At 72.7% G+C, this 19,351-nt stretch carries 19 protein-coding genes; 5 read left to right on the forward strand and 14 right to left on the reverse strand.

The window, feature by feature from the left end; translation table 11 throughout:
* Position 1: 1 nt before the first annotated feature.
* The 5 genes from leuA to OM98_RS11325 all read right to left on the reverse strand — a co-directional run bounded on the left by leuA (position 2) and on the right by OM98_RS11325 (position 4,860).
* Positions 2-1,711: a 2-isopropylmalate synthase gene (leuA, locus tag OM98_RS11305; RefSeq protein WP_425358401.1), complete on the reverse strand. Its 1,710-nt coding sequence runs from the start codon at positions 1,709-1,711 to the stop codon at positions 2-4.
* Positions 1,712-1,992: 281 nt separating this feature from the next.
* A complete protein-coding gene (era, locus tag OM98_RS11310; protein WP_010534739.1) occupies positions 1,993-2,970 on the reverse strand; it encodes a GTPase Era in 978 nt (325 codons plus the stop codon).
* Positions 2,967-3,434: an rRNA maturation RNase YbeY gene (ybeY, locus tag OM98_RS11315; RefSeq protein ID WP_010534740.1), complete on the reverse strand. Its 468-nt coding sequence runs from the start codon at positions 3,432-3,434 to the stop codon at positions 2,967-2,969. Before ybeY ends, era begins: the two co-directional genes overlap by 4 nt.
* On the reverse strand, positions 3,431-4,495 hold the full coding sequence (locus OM98_RS11320) for a PhoH family protein (protein WP_010534741.1): 1,065 nt from the start codon (positions 4,493-4,495) through the stop codon (positions 3,431-3,433). Before OM98_RS11320 ends, ybeY begins: the two co-directional genes overlap by 4 nt.
* Positions 4,492-4,860 carry a histidine triad nucleotide-binding protein gene (locus OM98_RS11325; RefSeq protein ID WP_010534742.1) on the reverse strand — a complete coding sequence of 123 codons (369 nt, stop codon included), beginning with the start codon at positions 4,858-4,860 and terminating at the stop codon, positions 4,492-4,494. The genes OM98_RS11320 and OM98_RS11325 overlap by 4 nt, the downstream gene beginning before the upstream one ends.
* Positions 4,861-4,936: 76 nt before the next feature.
* Between OM98_RS11325 and OM98_RS11330 the strand changes: the two genes are divergently transcribed.
* The gene (locus OM98_RS11330) at positions 4,937-5,494 is read left to right on the forward strand and encodes an NADPH-dependent FMN reductase (RefSeq protein ID WP_010534743.1); all 558 of its coding nucleotides are present in this window, start codon (positions 4,937-4,939) and stop codon (positions 5,492-5,494) included.
* 70 nt (positions 5,495-5,564) lie between these two features.
* Here OM98_RS11330 and OM98_RS11335 read toward each other — a convergent pair whose 3' ends face one another.
* The 3 genes from OM98_RS11335 to hrcA all read right to left on the reverse strand — a co-directional run bounded on the left by OM98_RS11335 (position 5,565) and on the right by hrcA (position 8,586).
* Positions 5,565-6,344: a 16S rRNA (uracil(1498)-N(3))-methyltransferase gene (locus tag OM98_RS11335; RefSeq protein ID WP_010534744.1), complete on the reverse strand. Its 780-nt coding sequence runs from the start codon at positions 6,342-6,344 to the stop codon at positions 5,565-5,567.
* Positions 6,345-6,366: 22 nt separating this feature from the next.
* A complete protein-coding gene (gene dnaJ, locus OM98_RS11340) occupies positions 6,367-7,497 on the reverse strand; it encodes a molecular chaperone DnaJ (RefSeq protein ID WP_010534745.1) in 1,131 nt (376 codons plus the stop codon).
* A 78-nt stretch (positions 7,498-7,575) separates the two neighbouring features.
* Positions 7,576-8,586, reverse strand: coding sequence for a heat-inducible transcriptional repressor HrcA (gene hrcA / locus OM98_RS11345; protein WP_010534746.1), 1,011 nt, complete (start codon positions 8,584-8,586; stop codon positions 7,576-7,578).
* 153 nt (positions 8,587-8,739) lie between these two features.
* Between hrcA and OM98_RS11350 the strand changes: the two genes are divergently transcribed.
* Together OM98_RS11350 and OM98_RS11355 are read left to right on the forward strand one after the other, a co-directional pair.
* Positions 8,740-9,627: a DUF3097 domain-containing protein gene (locus tag OM98_RS11350; RefSeq protein WP_010534747.1), complete on the forward strand. Its 888-nt coding sequence runs from the start codon at positions 8,740-8,742 to the stop codon at positions 9,625-9,627.
* 140 nt (positions 9,628-9,767) lie between these two features.
* Positions 9,768-10,649, forward strand: coding sequence for a DUF4870 domain-containing protein (locus tag OM98_RS11355; RefSeq protein ID WP_010534748.1), 882 nt, complete (start codon positions 9,768-9,770; stop codon positions 10,647-10,649).
* 336 nt (positions 10,650-10,985) lie between these two features.
* Here OM98_RS11355 and hemW read toward each other — a convergent pair whose 3' ends face one another.
* From hemW to OM98_RS11385, 6 genes are all read right to left on the reverse strand, one after another.
* The gene (gene hemW / locus OM98_RS11360) at positions 10,986-12,203 is read right to left on the reverse strand and encodes a radical SAM family heme chaperone HemW (protein WP_010534749.1); all 1,218 of its coding nucleotides are present in this window, start codon (positions 12,201-12,203) and stop codon (positions 10,986-10,988) included.
* Positions 12,196-12,867: an MOSC domain-containing protein gene (locus OM98_RS11365; RefSeq protein WP_010534750.1), complete on the reverse strand. Its 672-nt coding sequence runs from the start codon at positions 12,865-12,867 to the stop codon at positions 12,196-12,198. Before OM98_RS11365 ends, hemW begins: the two co-directional genes overlap by 8 nt.
* On the reverse strand, positions 12,864-14,741 hold the full coding sequence (lepA, locus tag OM98_RS11370) for a translation elongation factor 4 (RefSeq protein WP_010534751.1): 1,878 nt from the start codon (positions 14,739-14,741) through the stop codon (positions 12,864-12,866). Before lepA ends, OM98_RS11365 begins: the two co-directional genes overlap by 4 nt.
* A gap of 138 nt (positions 14,742-14,879) precedes the next feature.
* On the reverse strand, positions 14,880-15,362 hold the full coding sequence (locus OM98_RS11375) for a M23 family metallopeptidase (RefSeq protein WP_010534752.1): 483 nt from the start codon (positions 15,360-15,362) through the stop codon (positions 14,880-14,882).
* Between the two features lie 11 nt (positions 15,363-15,373).
* Positions 15,374-16,288, reverse strand: coding sequence for an alpha-E domain-containing protein (locus OM98_RS11380; RefSeq protein WP_029362824.1), 915 nt, complete (start codon positions 16,286-16,288; stop codon positions 15,374-15,376).
* On the reverse strand, positions 16,278-17,993 hold the full coding sequence (locus OM98_RS11385; RefSeq protein WP_010534754.1) for a circularly permuted type 2 ATP-grasp protein: 1,716 nt from the start codon (positions 17,991-17,993) through the stop codon (positions 16,278-16,280). Before OM98_RS11385 ends, OM98_RS11380 begins: the two co-directional genes overlap by 11 nt.
* Before the next feature lie 119 nt (positions 17,994-18,112).
* On the opposite strand from OM98_RS11385, the gene OM98_RS11390 reads away from it, so the two are divergent.
* The gene (locus OM98_RS11390) at positions 18,113-18,739 is read left to right on the forward strand and encodes a type II toxin-antitoxin system PemK/MazF family toxin (RefSeq protein ID WP_010534755.1); all 627 of its coding nucleotides are present in this window, start codon (positions 18,113-18,115) and stop codon (positions 18,737-18,739) included.
* Positions 18,740-19,068: 329 nt separating this feature from the next.
* Positions 19,069-19,335, forward strand: a complete 267-nt coding sequence (rpsT, locus tag OM98_RS11395) for a 30S ribosomal protein S20 (RefSeq protein WP_010534756.1) — start codon at positions 19,069-19,071, stop codon at positions 19,333-19,335.
* Positions 19,336-19,351: the final 16 nt, after the last annotated feature.

The following is a 19,351-nucleotide window of genomic DNA, read 5'->3' on the forward strand; positions in this document are numbered from 1 at the left end:
CTCAGGCGCGGGCGCGGTGCTCCCGGTTGAGCGCCGAGACGATCGCCTCGAGGCTGGCGCGGGTGATCGAACCGTCGATGCCGACGCCCCAGAAGATCCGGTCGCCGATCTCGCACTCGATGTAGGACGCGGCCAGGGAGTCGTCGCCCTCGGTCAGGGCGTGCTCGGCGTAGTCCAGGATCCGCACCGGGATGCGGCGCTGGCCCAGGGCCTTGACGAAGGCGTCCAGCGGCCCGTTGCCGATGCCGGTGATCCGGTGCTCCTCGCCGTCCACCGTCAGGGTCACGGTGAGGCGGTCGTCGCCCTCGCCGGTGGATTCCTGATGGATGCTGCGCAGGCCGTAGCGGCCCCAGCGGCGCTCGTCGTCGCCGGTGGGCAGGTACTCGTCCTCGAAGGCGTCCCACAGGGCCTCCGGGGAGACCTCGCCGCCCTGGGCATCGGTGCGCTGCTGCACGATCCCGGAGAACTCGATCTGCAGGCGGCGCGGCAGGTCCAGGCCGTGCTCGGTGCGCAGCAGGTAGGCCATCCCGCCCTTGCCGGACTGGGAGTTCACCCGGATCACGGCCTCGTAGGAGCGGCCCAGGTCCTTGGGGTCCACCGGCAGGTAGGGCACCCGCCACTCGGCGTCGGCCACGGCCACGCCGGAGCGCTCGGCGTTGTCCCCCATGCGCTCCAGGCCCTTCTTGATGGCGTCCTGGTGGGAGCCGGAGAAGGCGGTGAAGACCAGGTCGCCGCCGTAGGGGCTGCGCTCGGGCACCGGCATCTGGTTGCAGTGCTCGACGGTGCGGCGGATCTCGTCCAGGTCGGAGAAGTCGATCTGCGGGTCGGTGCCCTGGCCGAAGAGGTTCAGGCCCAGGGTCACGAGGTCCACGTTGCCGGTGCGCTCGCCGTTGCCGAACAGGCAGCCCTCGATGCGGTCGGCGCCGGCCAGGTAGCCCAGCTCCGCGGCGGCCACGCCGGTGCCGCGGTCGTTGTGGGGGTGCAGGGACAGCACCACGGAGTCGCGGCGGTCCAGGTTCCGGTGCATCCACTCGATCGAGTCGGCGTACACGTTCGGGGTGGCCATCTCGACGGTGGCCGGCAGGTTCACGATCATCTTGTCCTGCGGGGTGGGCTTCACGACCTCGATCACCGCGTTGCACACCCGCAGGGCGTACTCCAGCTCTGTGCCGGTGAAGGACTCCGGGGAGTACTGGTAGGTGATCGCCGTGTCCGGGATCGTCTCCTCGTACTTCTTGCACAGCAGGGCGCCCTGCACGGCGATGTCGAGGATGCGGTCCTCATCGGCGCGGAACACCACGTCGCGCTGCACCACGGAGGTCGAGTTGTAGAAGTGGACGACGGCGCGCTCGGCTCCGGCGATCGCCTGGTAGGTGCGCTCGATCAGGTGCTCGCGGCACTGGGTGAGGACCTGGATGGTGACGTCGGCGGGGATGCGGTCCTCGTCGATCAGGGTCCGCACGAAGTCGAAGTCCGTCTGGGAGGCCGAGGGGAAGCCGACCTCGATCTCCTTGTAGCCCATCGCGACCAGCAGCTCGAACATCCGCAGCTTGCGCTCGGCGTTCATCGGGTCGATGAGGGCCTGGTTGCCGTCGCGCAGGTCCACGGCGCACCAGCGGGGGGCGCGGGCGATGCTGCGATCCGGCCAGGTGCGGTCGGGCAGCTCCACGCGGATCTGCTCGTGGAAGGGGCGGTAGCGGTGGATCGGCATCCCGGAGGGCTGCTGAGGCGCATCGCCCAGCGAGCCGACGACGGGGGCGCTCGGGTCGCCGGTCGCGGCGACGGCCGGGACGGTGCCCGCGGCGGTGGGGGTCGTGGTCATGAGGGGTCCTTCGATCGGAGGGTGGGGGTCGCCGGGCATCGCGTCAGCCGCGGCGGGTCCCCGGCGATCAGGCCCCGTCGCGGCATCGAAGAAGCAGCGATCCACGCATGCCGTCACGGTAGCACCGGGTCCGCGGGACCCGGGCCCGGCTCGCGATCCGAGACGGGGGCTCAGAACCCCAGGCGGCCGAGCTGCTTGGGGTCGCGCTGCCAGTCCTTGGCGATCTTCACCCGCAGGTCCAGGTGGACACGGCGGCCCAGCAGCTGGTTGATCTCGGCGCGGGCGGTGGCGCCGACCTCCCGCAGGCGGGAGCCGCCCTTGCCGATGATGATGCCCTTCTGGCTGTCGCGCTCCACGAACAGGCTGGCGCGCACCACCAGGCGGCCCTCGCCGGGGGCCACCTCCTTGAAGGGGTCGCCCTCGGGGTCGGTCTCGACCACCTCGTCGACCACCACGGCGATCGAGTGGGGCAGCTCGTCGCGCACGCCCTCCAGGGCGGCCTCGCGGATCAGCTCGGCGATGCGGTCGTCCCGGGACTCCTCGGTGAGCTGGTCGTCGGGGTACATCGCGGGGCCCTCGGGCAGCAGGGCGGTGATGACGTCCAGCAGGTGCTCGACCTGCTCGCCGGTGACGGCGCTGATGGGGACGATCTCGTCGACGTCCAGCAGCTGGTCCACGGCCATCAGGTGCTCGGCGAGGACGTCGCGGGCCACCAGGTCGGACTTGGTGACGACGGCGACGACCTTGGGGCCGCGGCGGCCGGAGCGCAGCTCGGCGAGGTCCTCGGCGATGTGCCGGTCGCCGGGGCCGATCCTCTGGTCGGCGGGCAGGCAGAAGCCGACCACGTCGACCTCGGCGAGGGTTTCGCGCACCAGGTCGTTCAGGCGCTCCCCGAGCAGGGTGCGGGGGCGGTGCACGCCGGGGGTGTCCACCAGCACGATCTGGGAGCCGGGCCGGGTGACGATGCCACGGATGGCACGGCGGGTGGTCTGCGGCTTGGAGGAGGTGATCGCGACCTTCTCCCCCACCAGGGCGTTGGTGAGGGTGGACTTGCCGACGTTGGGGCGGCCGACGAACGCGACGAAGCCGCTGCGGAAGCCCTCGCCCGCACCGGACTGGTCCACGGGCATGCCCGTGTCGGCGCTCATGCCTGCTGCTCCGGGCGGGAGGCGAGGAAGGTGAGCAGGAGACGGCGCTGCAGGTCGAACATGACGGTGCGCTCGTCCTCCTCCATGTGGTCGTAGCCCAGCAGGTGCAGGATCGAGTGGACGGTCAGCAGCAGCATCTCCTCGACGGCGCTGTGCCCGGCCTCCGCGGCCTGCTTCGCGGCGACCGTCGGGCAGAGCACCACGTCGCCCAGCAGGCCCTCGGGCGCGGGCTGCTCGGCGGTGCCGGGGGTCAGCTCGTCCATCGGGAAGCTCATCACGTCGGTGGGGCCGGGCAGGTCCAGCCACTGCACGTGCAGCTTCTCCATCGCGTCCTCGTCGACGAAGAGGATCGACAGCTCGGTGGCCGGGTGCAGGTGCATCGCGTCGAACACGAAGCGGGCCACCTCCACGAACTCCAGCTCGTCGACGGCGGTGGTGGTCTCGTTACGGACCTCGATGGTCATCGGGGGGTGTCCTTCCCGGGGGTGCGGCGGCGGGCCTCGCGGTTGCCGCCGGGACCCACCTCCCAGCGGCCGTAGGCCTCGACGATGTCGCTCACCAGGCGGTGGCGGACCACGTCGCGCGGCGAGAGGTGGCAGAAGGAGATGTCCTCGATGCCGGTCAGCACGTCCTCGACCACGCGCAGGCCGGAGCGCTGCCCGCCGGGCAGGTCCACCTGGGTGACGTCGCCGGTGACGACCATGGTCGAGTTGAAGCCGAGGCGGGTGAGGAACATCTTCATCTGCTCGGGGGTGGTGTTCTGCGCCTCGTCCAGGATGATGAAGGCGTCGTTCAGGGTGCGGCCGCGCATGTACGCCAGGGGCGCCACCTCGATGGTGCCGGCGCCCATCAGCCGCGGGATCGACTCGGGGTCGAGCATGTCGTGCAGCGCGTCGTACAGCGGCCGCAGGTACGGGTCGATCTTCTCGTTCAGCCCGCCGGGCAGGAAGCCCAGCCGCTCCCCCGCCTCCACGGCGGGACGGGTCAGGATGATCCGGTTGATCTCCTGGTTCAGCAGCTTCTGCACCGCCATCGCCACGGCCAGGTAGGTCTTGCCGGTGCCGGCCGGGCCGATGCCGAAGGTGACGGTGGAGGACTCGATGGCCTCGATGTAGGAGCGCTGCCCGAGCGTCTTGGGGCGGATGGTGCGGCCGCGCGAGGACAGGATGGTGCGCGAGAGCACCTGCTCGAGCTTCTGGCCCTGGGCGCGGTCGTCGCCGTAGAGCGCGGCGGCGCGCTGCACGGCCTCCGCGGTGACGGGCTGGCCGGTGGCGGCCATCTCGATCAGGGAGCGCATGATGTGCTCGCTGCGGCGCAGGGCCTGCTCGGTGCCGCGCAGGGTCACCTGGTGGCCGCGCACGTGCACGTCGGTGTCGGGGACGACGTCCTCCAGGGCGGCGAGGGCCTGGTCGTTCTCGCCGAGGACCTGGAAGGGGCTGAGGTGGTCGGGGATCGCGAGGCGCCGCTCGACCACCTCGGGGGTGCGGCCGGGGGCGGGGGTCACGGAGGGGACGGGTTCGGTCACAGTGCTCCTTCGGCGAGCTCTCCGCCCGCGAGGACGTGCGCGTGCACGTGGAAGACGGTCTGCCCGGCGCTCGCGCCGGTGTTGAAGATCAGGCGGAAGTCACCGCCGCGGGTCCCGGTGAGGCGGCCGGCGACGGTGGTGACGTGGGCCAGCAGCTCCGGATCGGCGGACAGCTCGCGCACGTCGCGCAGGTGGGTGCGGGGCACCACCAGCAGGTGCACGGGGGCCTGCGGCGAGAGGTCGTGGAAGGCGATCACCTGCTCGTCCTCGTGGACGCGCTCGGAGGGGATCTCGCCGGCCACGATGCGGCAGAACACGCAGTCCGGATCGGGGTCGCCGGGGGCGGTGGCATCGCTCGGGGTCATGCCTCGATCCTACGGGAGCGACGCACCCCACAGCCGGGGGAGGAACAGCGCGGGGCTGTGAGACGTTGCGCCCATCATGACTTCTCAGAGCACCCCGAGCCGTCTCGGCATCATCGTCTCCAGCGCCCGCCCGAATCGCATCGCGGACGTCGTCTCCCAGTGGGTGCGGGAGTCCGTCCCGGCCGAGGTGACGATCGACCTGATCGACCTGGCCGAGGTGGCGCTGCCCGCCTTCGACGGCTCCGCCGCCCCCAAGTCCGGCGTGGCCCCCGAGTCCGATCACCACCGCGCCTGGGCCGAGCGCATCGACGCACTGGACGCCGCCGTGATCGTCACCCCGCAGTACAACGGCGCCTACCCGGGCGCGCTGAAGAATGCCATCGACTACCTCTACGCCGAGTGGAGCCGGCTGCCTGTGCTGCTGGTCGGCTACGGCTGGATGGACGCCTCCGAGGTGCTGGCCCATCTCGAGCCGCTGATGCGGCGCCTGGACGCCGACGTGGTCGACGCGATCGGCCTCGGTTTCGGCGAGGACCTCAGCCCCCAGGGCGAGCTGTCCATCCGCGCGGAGAAGGCGGAGGCGCTCACCGCCGGCCTGGCGGCCCTGCGCGAGCGGCTCCCCGTCTCCGTCTGACGTCCGTCCTGACGCGCGAGACCCCGGTGACCACGACGGTCACCGGGGTCTTCGTCGATCCGGAACGGGATCAGCCCCAGCGGCCCAGCAGGGCGCTCAGCACGACCAGGGCGGCGGGCCCGGCGGTGGAGGAGCGCAGCACCTCGGGGCCCAGCAGCACGCTCCGGGCGCCGAGGGCCCGCAGGTCCTCCAGCTCCTGCTCGGCGATGCCGCCCTCGGGGCCGACCACGACGACGATCTCCGTCGCCTGGGTCCCCCGCAGTTCCGCGGCCAGGGACAGCAGAGGCGTGGACTCCTGCTCGTGCAGCACCAGCACCAGGGCGCCCGTGTCGATGCGCGCGAGCAGCCGCGCGGTGAGCTCGCGGCCCGCGGCGGGCTCCTCCACCGTCGGGATGCCGGGGCGGCGGGACTGCTTGACGGCGGCGCGGACGGCCGACTCCCAACGGGCGCGGCCCTTGCGCAGCTTCTCGCCGCGCCAGACCGAGACGGAGCGGCCCGCGATCCAGGGGATCACCGCGTCCACGCCCAGCTCGGTGGCGGTCTCGACGGCCTGCTCGTCGCGTCCGCCGGTGGCGAGGGCCTGCACCAGGGTCAGTCGCGGCGTGCGGGGCGCGGCCGGGCTCGGATCGGCCAGCAGCCTCAGCTCCAAGGACTCCTTGTGCGCGGCCGTCACCTCGGCGCGGGCCTGCCGGCCGGGGGCGTCGCTGAGCAGCAGCTGCTCCCCCACCGCCAGCCGCGCCGCCTTGGCGGCGTGGCGGCCCTCCTCCCCGTCCAGGGTCAGGGCGTCGCCGGCGCGGGCGCCGTCGAGGGCGTCCGCGTCCACCAGGAAGGCGGCGGGGGTGGTGGGCATCGGGGGTGCTCCTGGTCCCGGATCAGAGTTCGCGCAGGCGCTCGCGGAGCTTGGCGAAGGGGCCGTGGTGGCCGCGGGGCCGGGTGACCTCGTCGCCGCGGAGGGTGGCGAACTGCTCCAGCAGCTCGCGCTGCTCCTCGGTGAGGGAGGTGGGCACGTCCACGTCGAGCACCACGCGGATGTCGCCGCGGCGCTCGCGGCGCAGCGGGGTCACGCCGAGGCCCTTGAGGGTGATCTCGTCGCCGGGCTGGGCGCCCGGGCGGACCTCCACCTCCTGCACCCCGTCGAAGGTCTCCAGCGGGATGGTGGCGCCGAGCGCGGCGGAGGTCATCGGCAGCGCGATGGTGGTGACCAGGTCGTCGCCGTCGCGGGTGAACTCCTCGTGGGGGGTCACCTGCAGCTCCACGAACAGGTCGCCGGAGGGGCCACCGGCCTCACCGGTCTCGCCCTCGCCGCGGAGCTGGATGCGGGTGCCGTTCTCCACGCCGGAGGGGATGCGCACGGTGACCTCGCGCTCGGCGGCGGTGCGGCCGTGCCCGGAGCAGGCGGTGCAGGGCGAGGCGATCACGTCGCCGTGGCCCTCGCAGGTGGGGCAGGGCGCCATCGTGACCATCTGGCCCAGCAGGGACTGGGCGACGCGCTGCACGTGGCCGCTGCCGTTGCAGGCGGTGCAGCGGGTGGGGGAGGTGCCCGGCTCCGCGCAGCAGCCCTCGCAGCGCTCGCAGAGCACGGCGGTGCGGAAGGTGACGGCCTGCTCGGTGCCGAAGACGACGTCGCGCAGGTCGATCTTCACCCGGCGCAGGATGTCGCCACCGCGGCGCTGACGGGGCACGGGGCCCTGGTTGCGGCCGCGCATGCCGGTGGCCCCGGCGAACATGTCGAAGATGTCGTTGACGTCGAAGCCCATGCCGCCGGCGCCGGGGAAGCCGCCCCCGCCCATGCCGGGCCCGCCGCCCATGTCGTACTGGCGGCGCTTGTCCTCGTGGGCGAGCGTCTCGTAGGCCTGGGAGACCTTCTTGAACTTCTCCGCGGCCTCCGGATCGGGGTTCACGTCCGGATGCAGGGTACGGGCGAGCTTCCGGTACGCCTTCTTGATCTCCTCGGTGGAGGCGTCGCGGGAGACGCCGAGGAGCTCGTAGTAGTCGTCGTTCACCTGGTGGTCCTCACTGGCAGGTCGGGGTCGTGTCCGCGCGGGGCGCGGTGGTCGGGAGGCGGCGCGGGGGCCGCCGGGTCATTCGAGGTAGCGGGAGACGTAGCGGGCGATGGCCTGCACGGTGGAGATGCCGGCGACGTAGTCCATCCGCGAGGGGCCGAGGATCGCCAGGTGCGAGCCGGCGCCGTAGCCCGCGCCCACGACGGCGGCCTGGTTCAGGGCCTGGTCGCTGAGCTCGGAGCCGATGCGCACCTCGACGGCGCCCGGGGAGGCGTGCATCTCGGTGAACAGGCGCATCAGCACCAGCTGCTCCTCCAGCACGTCCAGCAGCGGCTCGACGTCGCGGGCGAAGTCCTCGGCGGAGCGGGCCAGGTTCGCGGTGCCCGCGAGCATGATCCGTCCCTCGGCGCGGGTGGCGGCGAGCCCCACCAGTGCCTCGACGGCCTCCGCGGCGGCGGAGCGGTCCGCGGGCGGCACGGTCTCCAGCAGGTCCGAGAGCGGCCCGGCCAGGTCGGTCACCTCGCGGCCGGAGACGGCCCGGTTCATGCGGTCACGCAGGTCGGTGTAGAACTCGGCGGCGGGGCCGGGGGTGACGGGCACGGTGCGCTGGTCCACACGGCCGGACTCGGTGATCAGCACCACCAGGAGCAGCGACTCGGCGACCTTCACCAGCTCCAGGTGGCGGATGCGGGCCTGGCGCCGGGCCGGGTACTGCACCATCGCGACCTGCTGGGTGAGCTGGGCCATCAGCCGCACGGTGCGGCCCAGCAGCTCCTCCACGTCGCCGACGTCCTCCAGCAGGGTGCGGATGGCGCGGCGCTCGGGGACGGAGAGCGGCTTGACGGTGGCGACGTGGTCGACGAAGGCGCGGTAGCCCTTGTCGGTGGGCACGCGCCCGGCCGAGGTGTGGGGCTGGGTGATCAGCCCCTCCTCCTCCAGCACCGACATGTCGTTGCGCACCGTCGCGGCGGAGACGCCCAGCTCGTGGCGCTCCAGCAGCGACTTCGAGCCGACGGGCTCGCGGGTGGAGACGTAGTCCTCGACGATGGCGCCGAGGATCTGCAGCTTCCGGGTGTCCGTCCTGCTCACCTCCGACTCAGCTCGACGGGACCGCGTCCGCCTCCCGGGGCCCAGCGGGAGAGCGCCGACGGCGGGCACCGATGTTGGCACCCGAGGCCGCCGAGTGCCAATCCTACGCGCCGTCGGCGGGGCGCACGGGGAGGTGTTCGCCACGGGTGTACGGTGCCGACCGTGCCCGCCCCCGATCGCTTCCCCGACCGGTACGGCCCGGACGTGCTCTCCGCCGGCCCGCCGTCCCACCATCGACGCCGTCCCGCCGCCCGCGCCGTGCCCGTGCAGCGCGACCTCGTCGTCGAGGAGGCCGCCACCGGCTTCACCGGCGCCGTCACCCGGCTGGAGAAGATCGCCGGCGACGTGGTGGTCGAGCTCGAGGACAGTCGCGGCGTGCGCCGCTCCTTCCCGCTGGGCCCCGGATTCATGATCGACGGGAAGCCCGTCGTCCTGGAGCGCCCGAAGGCCGCCGCGCCCACCGGAACCAAGCGCTCCGCCAGCGGCTCCGTGTACGTCGAGGGTGCCGCCGCCCGCACCGCCCGCGCCTCCCGCATCTGGGTGGAGGGCAAGCACGATGCCGAGCTGGTGCAGAAGGTGTGGGGCCACGATCTGCGGATCGAGGGCGTGGTGGTCGAGCAGCTCGACGGCGCCGACAACCTCGCCGAGCGGGTGCGGGACTTCGCCCCCTCCCCCGGTCGTCGCCTCGGGATCCTGGTGGACCACCTGGTGACCGGCTCCAAGGAGTCGCGGATCGCGGCCGAGGTGATCCGGCTGCCCGGCGCGCGCGGCAACGTGACCGTGCTCGGCCATCCCTACGTCGACGTGTGGCAGGCGGTGCGTCCGGCCCGCGTGGGCCTGCGGTCCTGGCCGCACGTCCCCAAGGGCACCGACATCAAGGTGGGCACGCTCAAGGCGCTGGGCTGGCCCCACGCCGAGCAGGCCGACATCGCCCAGGGCTGGCAGCGGATCCTCTCCACGGTGCGCTCCTACGCCGATGTGGAGCCGACGCTCTCCGGCCGGATCGAGGAGCTCATCGACTTCGTGACCGTCGAGGAGTGAGCGCGGCCGCCGGGGCCTGGGGGCTATCCCCCGACTGACCGGACGGCTTCCTCCGTGGGTGGGTCGAGGCGTGATCGTTAGGCTGGTGCCATCACCGTCCGGCCCGGCCCGATCAGCCGGGACGATCACCAGGAGGGGCCATGAGCCAGAATCCGCAGAATCCGTACCCGCACGATCCCTTCGACCAGGAGCCGGGTGCCGCCGAGAGCGCCGCCGCGCCGCAGGGTGAGGGTGCGCCGCAGGATGCCGCTGCGCAGGATCCGTCCGGGCAGGATCCGTCCTGGCAGGATGCGTCCGGGCAGGATCCCTCGACGCTGCCCGGCGCCCCCGCCGAGGGTGCCTACGATCCCTACGCCGCGCCGGACGCCGCGGCCGGTGACCCGTACGGTCAGCACTCGCCTTACGGTCAGCCCACCGGGGAGCAGAACTACGACGCCCCGAACGCCACCTCGGGCGCGGCCGGAGCCACCGGCCCCGCGAGCGGCGAGCAGTCCGGCGCCGGCTGGGCCGCGGCCGGTGGTGCCGCCGGTGGTGCCTATGCCGCCGGTGGTGCCTATGCCGCCGGGCAGGGTCAGGGCGGCCAGCAGGCCCCCGGCGCCGCGCCCGCCGTGAAGGGCGTCTACGACGGCCAGCTCACCGGGCAGCCGATCTCCGACTCCGACTCGCGGCTGTGGGCGATGTTCTCCCAGCTCTCCGTGGTGATCGGCCACCTGCTCAGCTGGGGCTTCCTCGGCTGGCTGGGCCCGCTGATCATCTTCCTGGTCTACAAGGACCGCGACCGCTTCGTCCGCTTCAACGCGGCCGAGGCGCTGAACGGCGCGATCGCCGTGGTCATCGCGCAGGTGGTGCTCGCCGTGGTGCTCGGCATCTTCGGTGTCGTCACCCTCGGCTTCGGCTTCGCCCTGTTCCCGCTGGTGGGCGTTCCTGCACTGCTGCAGCTGATCTTCTCGATCATCGGCGCCGTCAAGGCCAACCAGGGCCAGTGGTGGAACTACCCGCTGAACATCCGCTTCGTGCGCTGATCCACCCCACTGCCTGACCACCGACGCCCCCGGGAGCCCCGCTCCCGGGGGCGTCGCCATGCCCGGGCACCCTCACGTCACGGCGATCCCCCACACGCCAGGCTTCAACCCGGCGCCGAGATCCGCGTTCGGGTTCCTGTGGGGGCTCAGGGCAGCCCGAATGCGGATCTCGACCAGCCCAGAAGGCCCAGGCAGGCACGACGCGCCATCGAACTCTTCATCGTTGCGTCCTCCGGCGCTCATCGGCGCAATCGTGAAGAGCTCGGTGTGGTCGGCGGGAGGAGAGGACCGAGGGGTGGCCGGGCGGAGGGGCGGGCGCGTCGCACGTCGCCTCCGTCAGGGGACGAGGTCGCGGATGACGGCGTCGGCGAGGAGGCGGCCGGAGCGGGTGAGGACGAGGCGCCCGTCCTGCGCAGCCGCGGGGTCGAGGTGGCCACGCCGGACGTGCACCCCGATCTGGTCGCGGGTCTCCTCCGGCACGGCGGTGATCGGCAGGCCGTCGGCGATGCGCAGCTCCAGCAGGATCCGCTCCAGCGCCCGGGTCCCGTCGTCCAGGGTCTCGCTCTCGGCCACCGGCAGCGTGCCCTGGTCGAGCATGCCCGCGTATCGGCTGGGGTGCTTCACGTTCCAGGCGCGCATCCCCCGACGGTGGCGGTGGGCGCCGGGGCCGATGCCCCACCAGTCGGCGCCGCGCCAGTAGGCCAGGTTGTGGCGGCTGCGGTGCGCGGGGGTGCGGGCGAAGTTGGAGACCTCGTACCAGGAGAGCCCGGCCGCGGTGGCGAGGTCGTCGATCAGCTCGTACTTGTCGGCCATGTCGTCGCCGTCGGGCTCGGCCAGCTCGCCGCGGCGCAGCTGCCGGGCCATCGCCGTGTTGCCCTCGATGATCAGCGAGTACGCCGAGAGGTGGTCCACCCCGCAGGCCAGCGCGGCACGCACGGAGGTCTCCACGTCCGCCAGGGTCTCCCCCGGGGTGCCGTAGATCAGGTCCAGGGAGACCTCGAGCCCGGCCTCGCGGGCCCAGGCCACCACCTGCGGCACCCGCTCCGGGTCGTGGGTGCGGTCCAGGGTGGCCAGCACCGAGCGCACCGCCGACTGCATGCCGAAGGAGACGCGGGTGATGCCGCCCTCGGCGAGCCGGGCCAGGGACTCACGGCTCACCGAGTCGGGGTTCGCCTCGGCGGTGACCTCGGCGTCCTCGGCCAGGGGGATCAGGGAGCGCAGGTGGGACAGCATCGCCACCAGGTCCTCGGCGGGCAGCAGGGTGGGGGTGCCGCCGCCGAAGAACACGGTGTCCACCCGCTCGTACTCGACGCCCGCCGCGCGGTCGTCGGCCAGCACCAGGTCCATCTCGCGCATCGCGTTGGCGGGGTACTCGCGCTGCGAGCCTCCGCCGCCGAGCTCGGTCGCGGTGTAGGTGTTGAAGTCGCAGTAGCCACAGCGCACCGCGCAGAAGGGCACGTGGATGTAGACGGACAGCCCGTGCGGGTCCGGGCGGCCGCCCGCCGCGGCGGCGTCGTCGAGGGCGGTCGGGGCGAGCGGCGCGGCCTCAGCCACGGCTGCCGGTCAGACGCTCGATGCGGGCGGTGATCTCGCGGTGCAGCCCGGCCCCGGACTCCTCGGACCAGACGGCGAGCCGCTCGGCGAGCTCCCGGTCGCGGGTGCCGGCGTAGCAGGCGGCGACGGTCACGCCGTGCCCCGGGGTCGAGACCACGCGCAGCGCATCGCCGGCCTCGACGTTCCCGGGGGTGGTCACCCGCACGTACACGCCGGTGCGGCCGCGCTGGTGGTACCGGGCGCGGAAGTCCTCGGTGCCCATCCAGCGCTGGAAGGTCATGCAGGGGGTGCGGGGCGCGGTCACCTCGAGCACGGCGGTGCCGACCTCCAGCACCGCCCCGATCTCCAGGTCGTCGATCGCCAGGCCGCGGACGGAGAGGTTCTCCCCGAGAGTCCCGGCGGGCAGCTCGCGGTCGAGCTCGCCCGACCAGTGCTCCCGCTCGGTCTCGTCGATCAGGTAGACGGCCTGGTCGGGCCCGCCGTGGTGGGCGCGGTCCGCCTGCACGTCGGCGTACAGCCCCAGCGGCCCGACGGCGACGGGGCCGGAGACGGGCCGCTTGTCGATGGCGGTGGTGCCGACGCTGCCGCTGTCGCCGTGCAGCGCGGCCACCACGCACACGGCGGCCACGGTGCCGGTGGCGCCGCGGGGCAGCGGGGCGGTCACTTCTTCTTCCCGCCGTCCTTGCCGGCGTCGCCGCCGTCGGAGGACAGGGCCGCGATGAAGGCCTCCTGCGGCACCTCCACGGAGCCGATGTTCTTCATCCGCTTCTTGCCCTCCTTCTGCTTCTCCAGCAGCTTGCGCTTGCGGGAGATGTCGCCGCCGTAGCACTTGGAGAGCACGTCCTTGCGGATCGCGCGGATGTTCTCGCGGGCGATGATGCGCGAGCCGATGGCCGCCTGGATCGGCACCTCGAACTGCTGGCGCGGGATCAGGTTCTTGAGCTTCCCGGCCATCTCGACGCCGTAGTGGTACGCCTTGTCGCGGTGCACGACGGCGCTGAAGGCGTCCACGGCCTCGCCCTGCAGCAGCATGTCGACCTTGACCAGGTCCGCCGCCTGGTCGCCGTCGACGTCGTAGTCCAGCGAGGCGTAGCCCTTGGTGCGGGACTTCAGCTGGTCGAAGAAGTCGAACACGATCTCCGCCAGCGGCAGCGTGTAGCGCAGCTCGACGCGGTCCTCGGAGAGGTAGTCCATGCCCTGCAGGTTGCCGCGCTTGGACTGGCACAGCTCCATGATCGCGCCGATGTACTCGCTGGGCGCGAGAATGGTGGCGCGGGTGATGGGCTCGCGGATCTCGCGGACCTTCCCGGCGGGGAAGTCGGAGGGGTTCAGCACCTCGACCTCGGTGCCGTCCTCCATGGTGACGTCGTAGACCACGCTGGGGGCGGTGGAGATGAGGTCCAGGTCGAACTCGCGCTCCAGGCGCTCGCGGATGATCTCCAGGTGCAGCAGGCCCAGGAAGCCGACGCGGAAGCCGAAGCCGAGCGCGGTGGAGGTCTCCGGCTCGTAGTTCAGGGCGGCGTCGTTGAGCTTGAGCTTGTCCAGGGCGTCGCGCAGCACCGGGTAGTCGGAGCCGTCGATCGGGAACAGGCCGGAGAACACCATCGGCTTCGGATCGGCGTAGCCGGCCAGCGGCTCCGGGGCGCCCTTGCGGGCGGTGGTGACGGTGTCGCCGACCTTGGACTGGCGCACGTCCTTCACGCCGGTGATCAGGTAGCCGACCTCGCCGGGGCCGAGACCCTTCGTGGGCATCGGCTCGGGGGAGATCACGCCGATCTCCAGCAGGTCGTGCTGGGCGCCGGTGGACATCATGGCGATGCGCTCGCGGGAGCCGAGTCGGCCGTCGACCACGCGGACGTAGGTGACCACGCCGCGGTAGGTGTCGTACACGGAGTCGAAGATCATCGCCCGGCAGGGGGCGTCCACGGTGCCCTCGGGCTCGGGCAGGGTCCGCACCACGTGGTCGAGCAGCTCGGGCACGCCCTCGCCGGTCTTGCCGGAGACGCGCAGCACCTCGGCGGGGTCGATGCCGACCAGCTGACCGATCTCGGCGGCGTACTTCTCGGGTTCCGCGCCGGGCAGGTCGATCTTGTTCAGCACCGGCACGATGGTGAGGTCGTGCTCCATCGCCAGGTACAGGTTCGCCAGGGTCTGCGCCTCGATGCCCTGGGCGGCGTCGACCAGCAGGATCGCGCCTTCACAGGCGGCCAGGGAGCGGGACACCTCGTAGGTGAAGTCCACGTGCCCCGGGGTGTCGATCATGTTCAGCGCGTAGTCCGTGCCATCGACCTGCCAGGGCATGCGCACGGCCTGGCTCTTCACGGTGATGCCGCGCTCGCGCTCGATGTCCATCCGGTCGAGGTACTGGGCGCGCATGGCCCGCTCGTCGACGACGCCGGTGAGCTGCAACATGCGGTCGGCCAGGGTGGACTTGCCGTGGTCGATGTGCGCGATGATGCAGAAGTTGCGGATGCGCTCCTGGGGCGTCGACGCGGGCTGGATCTCCCGGGCCTCATCGGCAGCGATCCTGGGGGTCACCGGCGGGGGTCCTCTCCTCGGGGGCAGGGCGCCGCGCGGCCGCGCGGACGACCCTCATGGTCTCACGGTCGCCGGGCCGGGTCCCGCTCCCCCGCCCCGCGCGGGCCGAGGTCACACCGCCTCCCGACGGGGCCGCCCTCAGGCGCGCACGATGACGCCGGAGCGGGGCACCCCGCCCCGTAGCTCCAGCGGCAGGGCCCCTGCGGTCTCGGGGTCGGCGTCGTCCATCGCCTGCAGGTGCACGTGCGGCTCGGTGGAGTTCCCCGAGTTGCCGCAGCAGGCCAGCGGCTCGCCCCGGACGACGCTCTGCCCCATGTGGACGCGGAGGCTGCCACGCTGCAGGTGGCACAGGGCGACGTGGCAGCGGCCGTCGTCCAGCCGCAGGATCACGTGGTTGCCGGCCGGTCCCGGCCAGCCGCCGGAGGCGCGCCGCGGCGGCTGCGGGGATAGCAGCTCCCCCATGCCCACCCGCGCGCTGCGGCCGCGGGCATCCACGGGCACGAGGTCGATGGCGTACCCGGAGGCGAAGGCGCTGGAGCCGTGGCTGGGCACCCGGTCGGCGGGGCTGTTGCGCACCCGCAGCGGGCCGGGCAAGGGGTAGGCCGGACGGACGGCCTGCACGCGGGTCTCCCTCAGGCGGCGGGGTGGAAGTAGGTGGTGCCGAGCGCCCGGGTGAGGGCGCCGGTGACCTTCTGCAGCTGCTCCATCTCCTGCTCGATGTCGCCGCGGATGTCCTCCAGGGCGCGATAGCGCAGGCTGGCCAGGGCGCGGCCGACGATCCGGCGGGCCGGGTCCTCGGTGCCCATGCGGTCGAAGGTGGAGCCGTGCAGCTTGCCGAGGGTCTCCAGGGCTTCGTCGATCTGCAGCAGGCAGTGCGCGGCGGAGCGCGGGAAGATCGAGTCCAGCAGCAGGAAGCCGATGGCGCGCTGCGCGTTGACCTGCCCGCGGTAGTCGCGGATGTACGCCTCGTGGGCCGAGCAGGAGCGCAGCAGCATGACGGTGGTGGTGTCGGAGGTGTCCTCGTGGTCGTGGGCCTCCAGCACCCGGGCCGACATGTCCACCCGTTCGATGAGCTGGCCCAGCCGCAGGAACAGCCAGGCCTCGTCGCGGGTCATCGAGGCGTCGACCAGGCCGTTCACCACGGCGCAGCGGTCCTTGGCGTACTGGAACACGGCGTGCATCCGGGAGGAGCGCACCCCGTGGGGCATGCCCAGGGTGGTGGTGTTCAGCGACTCCCACACCTCGGTGGTCAGCACCTCGCGGGCGCCGCGGGCGTTCTCGCGGGCAGCCTGCAGGCCCCCGGCGATCGAGGAGGGGTTGCCGCGGTCGGTGACCAGTCGGTCCAGCACCGTCTGCACGGACAGGTCCGTCTCGGGCACGGGGCCCATCCCGAAGATGTCGTAGACGGCCGCGCAGGCCGGGGCGACGTCGTCGGTGACGTCCTCGGTGATCGACTGCAGCCGCACGTCGAGGATGCGGGCGGTCTGGTCGGCACGCTCGACGTACCGGCCGATCCAGAACATCGCGTCGGCGATCCTACTGAGCATCGTTCGCCTCCCGGTGGGGGTCGGTCTCGGCAGCGGCCACGTCCCCGTCGAGGTCCTCGGGGTCGTACTCCTCGCGGTCCTCGGCGAGATCCTCGGCGTCCAGCAGCGGGATCGCCGAGGTGACGGGCTCGGGCTCGCTCTGCCGCTGGTCCTGCTCCTGCGCGTAGGGCTCCTCCTCGCCGGTCTCGACGGGCTCGTCGGCCTCGTCGCGCTCGAGGACGCGGATGTACCCGGTGGAGGTGGGGACCTCGACGCGGGTGGGGCCCTGAGCACCCAGCACCCAGGTGTCCTTGGAGCCGCCGCCGCGGGAGGAGTTCACGATCATCTCGCCCTTGGGCAGGGCCACGCGGGTGAGGCCGCCGGGCAGCACCCATACGTCGTCGCCGCTGTTCAGGGCGAAGGGCCGCAGGTCCGCGTGGCGCGGCTCGGGCCCCTCCTCGACCAGGGTGGGAATGGTGGACAGCTGCACCACGGGCTGGGCGATCCAGCCGCGTGGGTCGGCCTGCAGGCGGGCGCGCATCGCGTCGAGCTCCTCGCGGGTGGCGGAGGGGCCGATCACGATGCCTTTGCCGCCGGAGCCGTCCACGGGCTTGACCACCAGCTCGTCGAGCCGGTCCAGCACCTCGGCGCGGGCCTCGGGTTCCTCCAGCCGCCAGGTGTCCACGTTGCGCAGGATCGGCTCCTCCTGCAGGTAGTAGCGGATCAGGTCGGGCACGTAGGTGTAGGTGAGCTTGTCGTCGCCGATGCCGTTGCCGATGCCGTTGGCGACCACGACGTTGTGGGCGAGGATCGCGCGGACCAGGCCGGGCACGCCGAGCACCGAGTCGGGGCGGAACACCTCGGGGTCGATGAAGTCGTCGTCGGTGCGCTTGTAGATCACGTCGACGCGGCGCAGCCCGGCGGTGGTGCGCATGTAGATCCGGTCGTGCCGCTCGACCAGGTCGGAGGCCTCCACCAGGTCCACGCCCATGGTGCGGGCCAGCAGGGAGTGCTCGAAGTAGGCGCTGTTGAAGCGACCGGGGGTGAGCACGACGACGGTCGGCTCCTCCCCCGCGTGGTCGGCGGCGGCGGCGCGCAGGGCGTTCAGCAGGCGGCCCGGGTACTCGCCGACGCTGCGGACGGGCCGGTCGGCGAACAGCTCCGGGAAGGTCTGGGCCATGGCGCGGCGGTTGGAGAGCACGTAGCTGACGCCGGAGGGCGTGCGGACGTTGTCCTCCAGCACCCGGAAGCCGCCGGAGCCGTCGCGCACCAGGTCGATGCCGGAGATGTGGATGCGGACCCCGTTGGGCGGGGTGTAACCGCGCATCGCGTCGACGATGTACGTGGAGGAGCCGGCCAGCTCGGCGGGGATCACGCCGTCCTTCACGGCCTCGGCGCCGGAGTAGAGGTCCTCGAGGAAGCGTTCGAGGGCGCGGACGCGCTGGGAGATCCCGGCGGAGACCTCGGCCCATTCCTCGGCGGCGATCACCCGGGGGATCGCGTCGATCGGGAAGGGGCGCTCCTCGCCCGCGTAGTCGAAGGTGACGCCCTGGTCGAGGTAGCTGCGGGCCAGGGACTCGGAGCGCGAGCGGAACTCCTCCTCACCGAGCCGCGCCAGCGCGTCGTGCAGGGACCGGTAGGAGGGGCGGACGCTGCCGTCCGCGGCGAACATCTCGTCGCCGTCGCCTCCGGCCTCGATGCCGTGGAAGAGAGAGCTGGCTGACATGCGTACCATCTAACACCGTGGTCCCGGCCCCCGCCCGACGTCCCGCCCATCGGACCTTCCGGTCACGGGTCGGTGACGGGCCCACGGACAGGATCCCGCCCCCGACCGAGAGAGCCGTCATGTCGCTGACCTCCCGTCTCACCTCGTTGCTGCGGTTCGCGGCCCGCTCCCGCACGGTGCGGCGCGCCGCCCGCGACCTGGGACGCGAGGCCGTGCGGCGGGTGCAGGACGCCCGCTCCCCCGCGGGATCGGCGCCGGCCGACCGCGCCCCGCGGGGCGACGCCGCCCGTGGCCCCGAGGGCGAGGCGATCCTGGCCGACCGCCGCGGCCGGGCGCCGCTGGCCATCACCTACGAGCCGCGGGCCGACGGCGCCGCCGATCCGGGCGAGGTGGTCTGGGCCTGGGTGCACTACGAGGAAAACCTCGGGCAGGGCAAGGACCGTCCCGTGCTGGTGCTCGCCGAGGAAGACGCCTCCGCGGGCGGCGCCGACGGCTCGGGCACCGTGCTGGTGGCCCTCATGCTGACCTCCCGCGACCGCGCCCCTGCCGGCGGCCGCACCCGCGACGAGCACGGCGCGACCTGGGTGGACGTCGGCACGGGGGACTGGGACTCCCGGGGGCGCCCCTCGGAGGTGCGGGCCGATCGGCTGCTGCGCCTGGACCCGGCCGGGGTGCGCCGCGAGGGCGGCCGCCTCGACCGGGCCGGCTTCGCCCGGGTGCGGGACGTGGTGCAGGAGCTGCTGTGAGCCTGACCGGGCCTGTTCGTCGCTCGCCGAGGAGCAGGTGGGACGCAGGACACGCCGCCACCTCGGTGACCTGGGCGCTCACCGGCTGGTAGGGTCGTTCCTCGTATGTGTGACATACCGCGAGGTGTGCGCATCCCGTCGGCCCTCCCGTGTCTGGGCCAGGCGGCACGTGCGACCCGAGCGAGTACCCGTGGCAGCGACCCGGGTCCGACGTCTCCAGGCGAATCCCCACCGCCCGTCCCCGTCGGCCCCGATCCTCGGCCGCCCCGGACGTCCCCTCACAACAGCCGCACCCCGTGCGGGTGCGACAGCAATCAGGAAGAGTCCTCGTGGCAAACATCAAGTCCCAGATCAAGCGGAACAAGACCAACGAGAAGGCGCGTCTGCGCAATCGTGCGGCGAAGTCCGAGCTCAAGACCTACACCCGCAAGGTCCGCACCGCCGTGACCGCGGGCGACGCCGCCGCCGCGGACCAGGCCCTGCAGCAGGCCTCCCGCAAGCTCGACAAGGCCGTCTCCAAGGGCGTGATCCACAAGAACCAGGCCGCGAACCGCAAGTCCGGTCTCGCGAAGCTGGTCGCCGGTGTGAAGGCCTGACCCCTTCCTCTCCGGC

This window comes from Brachybacterium squillarum M-6-3 (assembly GCF_000225825.1).
Classification (GTDB): domain Bacteria; phylum Actinomycetota; class Actinomycetes; order Actinomycetales; family Dermabacteraceae; genus Brachybacterium; species Brachybacterium squillarum.

What these genes read in the sequence shown, in the direction of transcription:
- leuA (WP_425358401.1), bottom strand. Translation starts at nt 1,711, where the DNA reads ATGCCGATCCACCGCTACCGCCCCTTCCACGAGCAGATCCGCGTGGAG.
- era (WP_010534739.1), bottom strand. Translation starts at nt 2,970, where the DNA reads ATGAGCGCCGACACGGGCATGCCCGTGGACCAGTCCGGTGCGGGCGAG.
- ybeY (WP_010534740.1), bottom strand. Translation starts at nt 3,434, where the DNA reads ATGACCATCGAGGTCCGTAACGAGACCACCACCGCCGTCGACGAGCTG.
- OM98_RS11325 (WP_010534742.1), bottom strand. Translation starts at nt 4,860, where the DNA reads ATGACCCCGAGCGATGCCACCGCCCCCGGCGACCCCGATCCGGACTGC.
- OM98_RS11330 (WP_010534743.1), top strand. Translation starts at nt 4,937, where the DNA reads ATGACTTCTCAGAGCACCCCGAGCCGTCTCGGCATCATCGTCTCCAGC.
- OM98_RS11335 (WP_010534744.1), bottom strand. Translation starts at nt 6,344, where the DNA reads ATGCCCACCACCCCCGCCGCCTTCCTGGTGGACGCGGACGCCCTCGAC.
- OM98_RS11355 (WP_010534748.1), top strand. Translation starts at nt 9,768, where the DNA reads ATGAGCCAGAATCCGCAGAATCCGTACCCGCACGATCCCTTCGACCAG.
- OM98_RS11380 (WP_029362824.1), bottom strand. Translation starts at nt 16,288, where the DNA reads ATGCTCAGTAGGATCGCCGACGCGATGTTCTGGATCGGCCGGTACGTC.
- OM98_RS11385 (WP_010534754.1), bottom strand. Translation starts at nt 17,993, where the DNA reads ATGTCAGCCAGCTCTCTCTTCCACGGCATCGAGGCCGGAGGCGACGGC.
- OM98_RS11390 (WP_010534755.1), top strand. Translation starts at nt 18,113, where the DNA reads ATGTCGCTGACCTCCCGTCTCACCTCGTTGCTGCGGTTCGCGGCCCGC.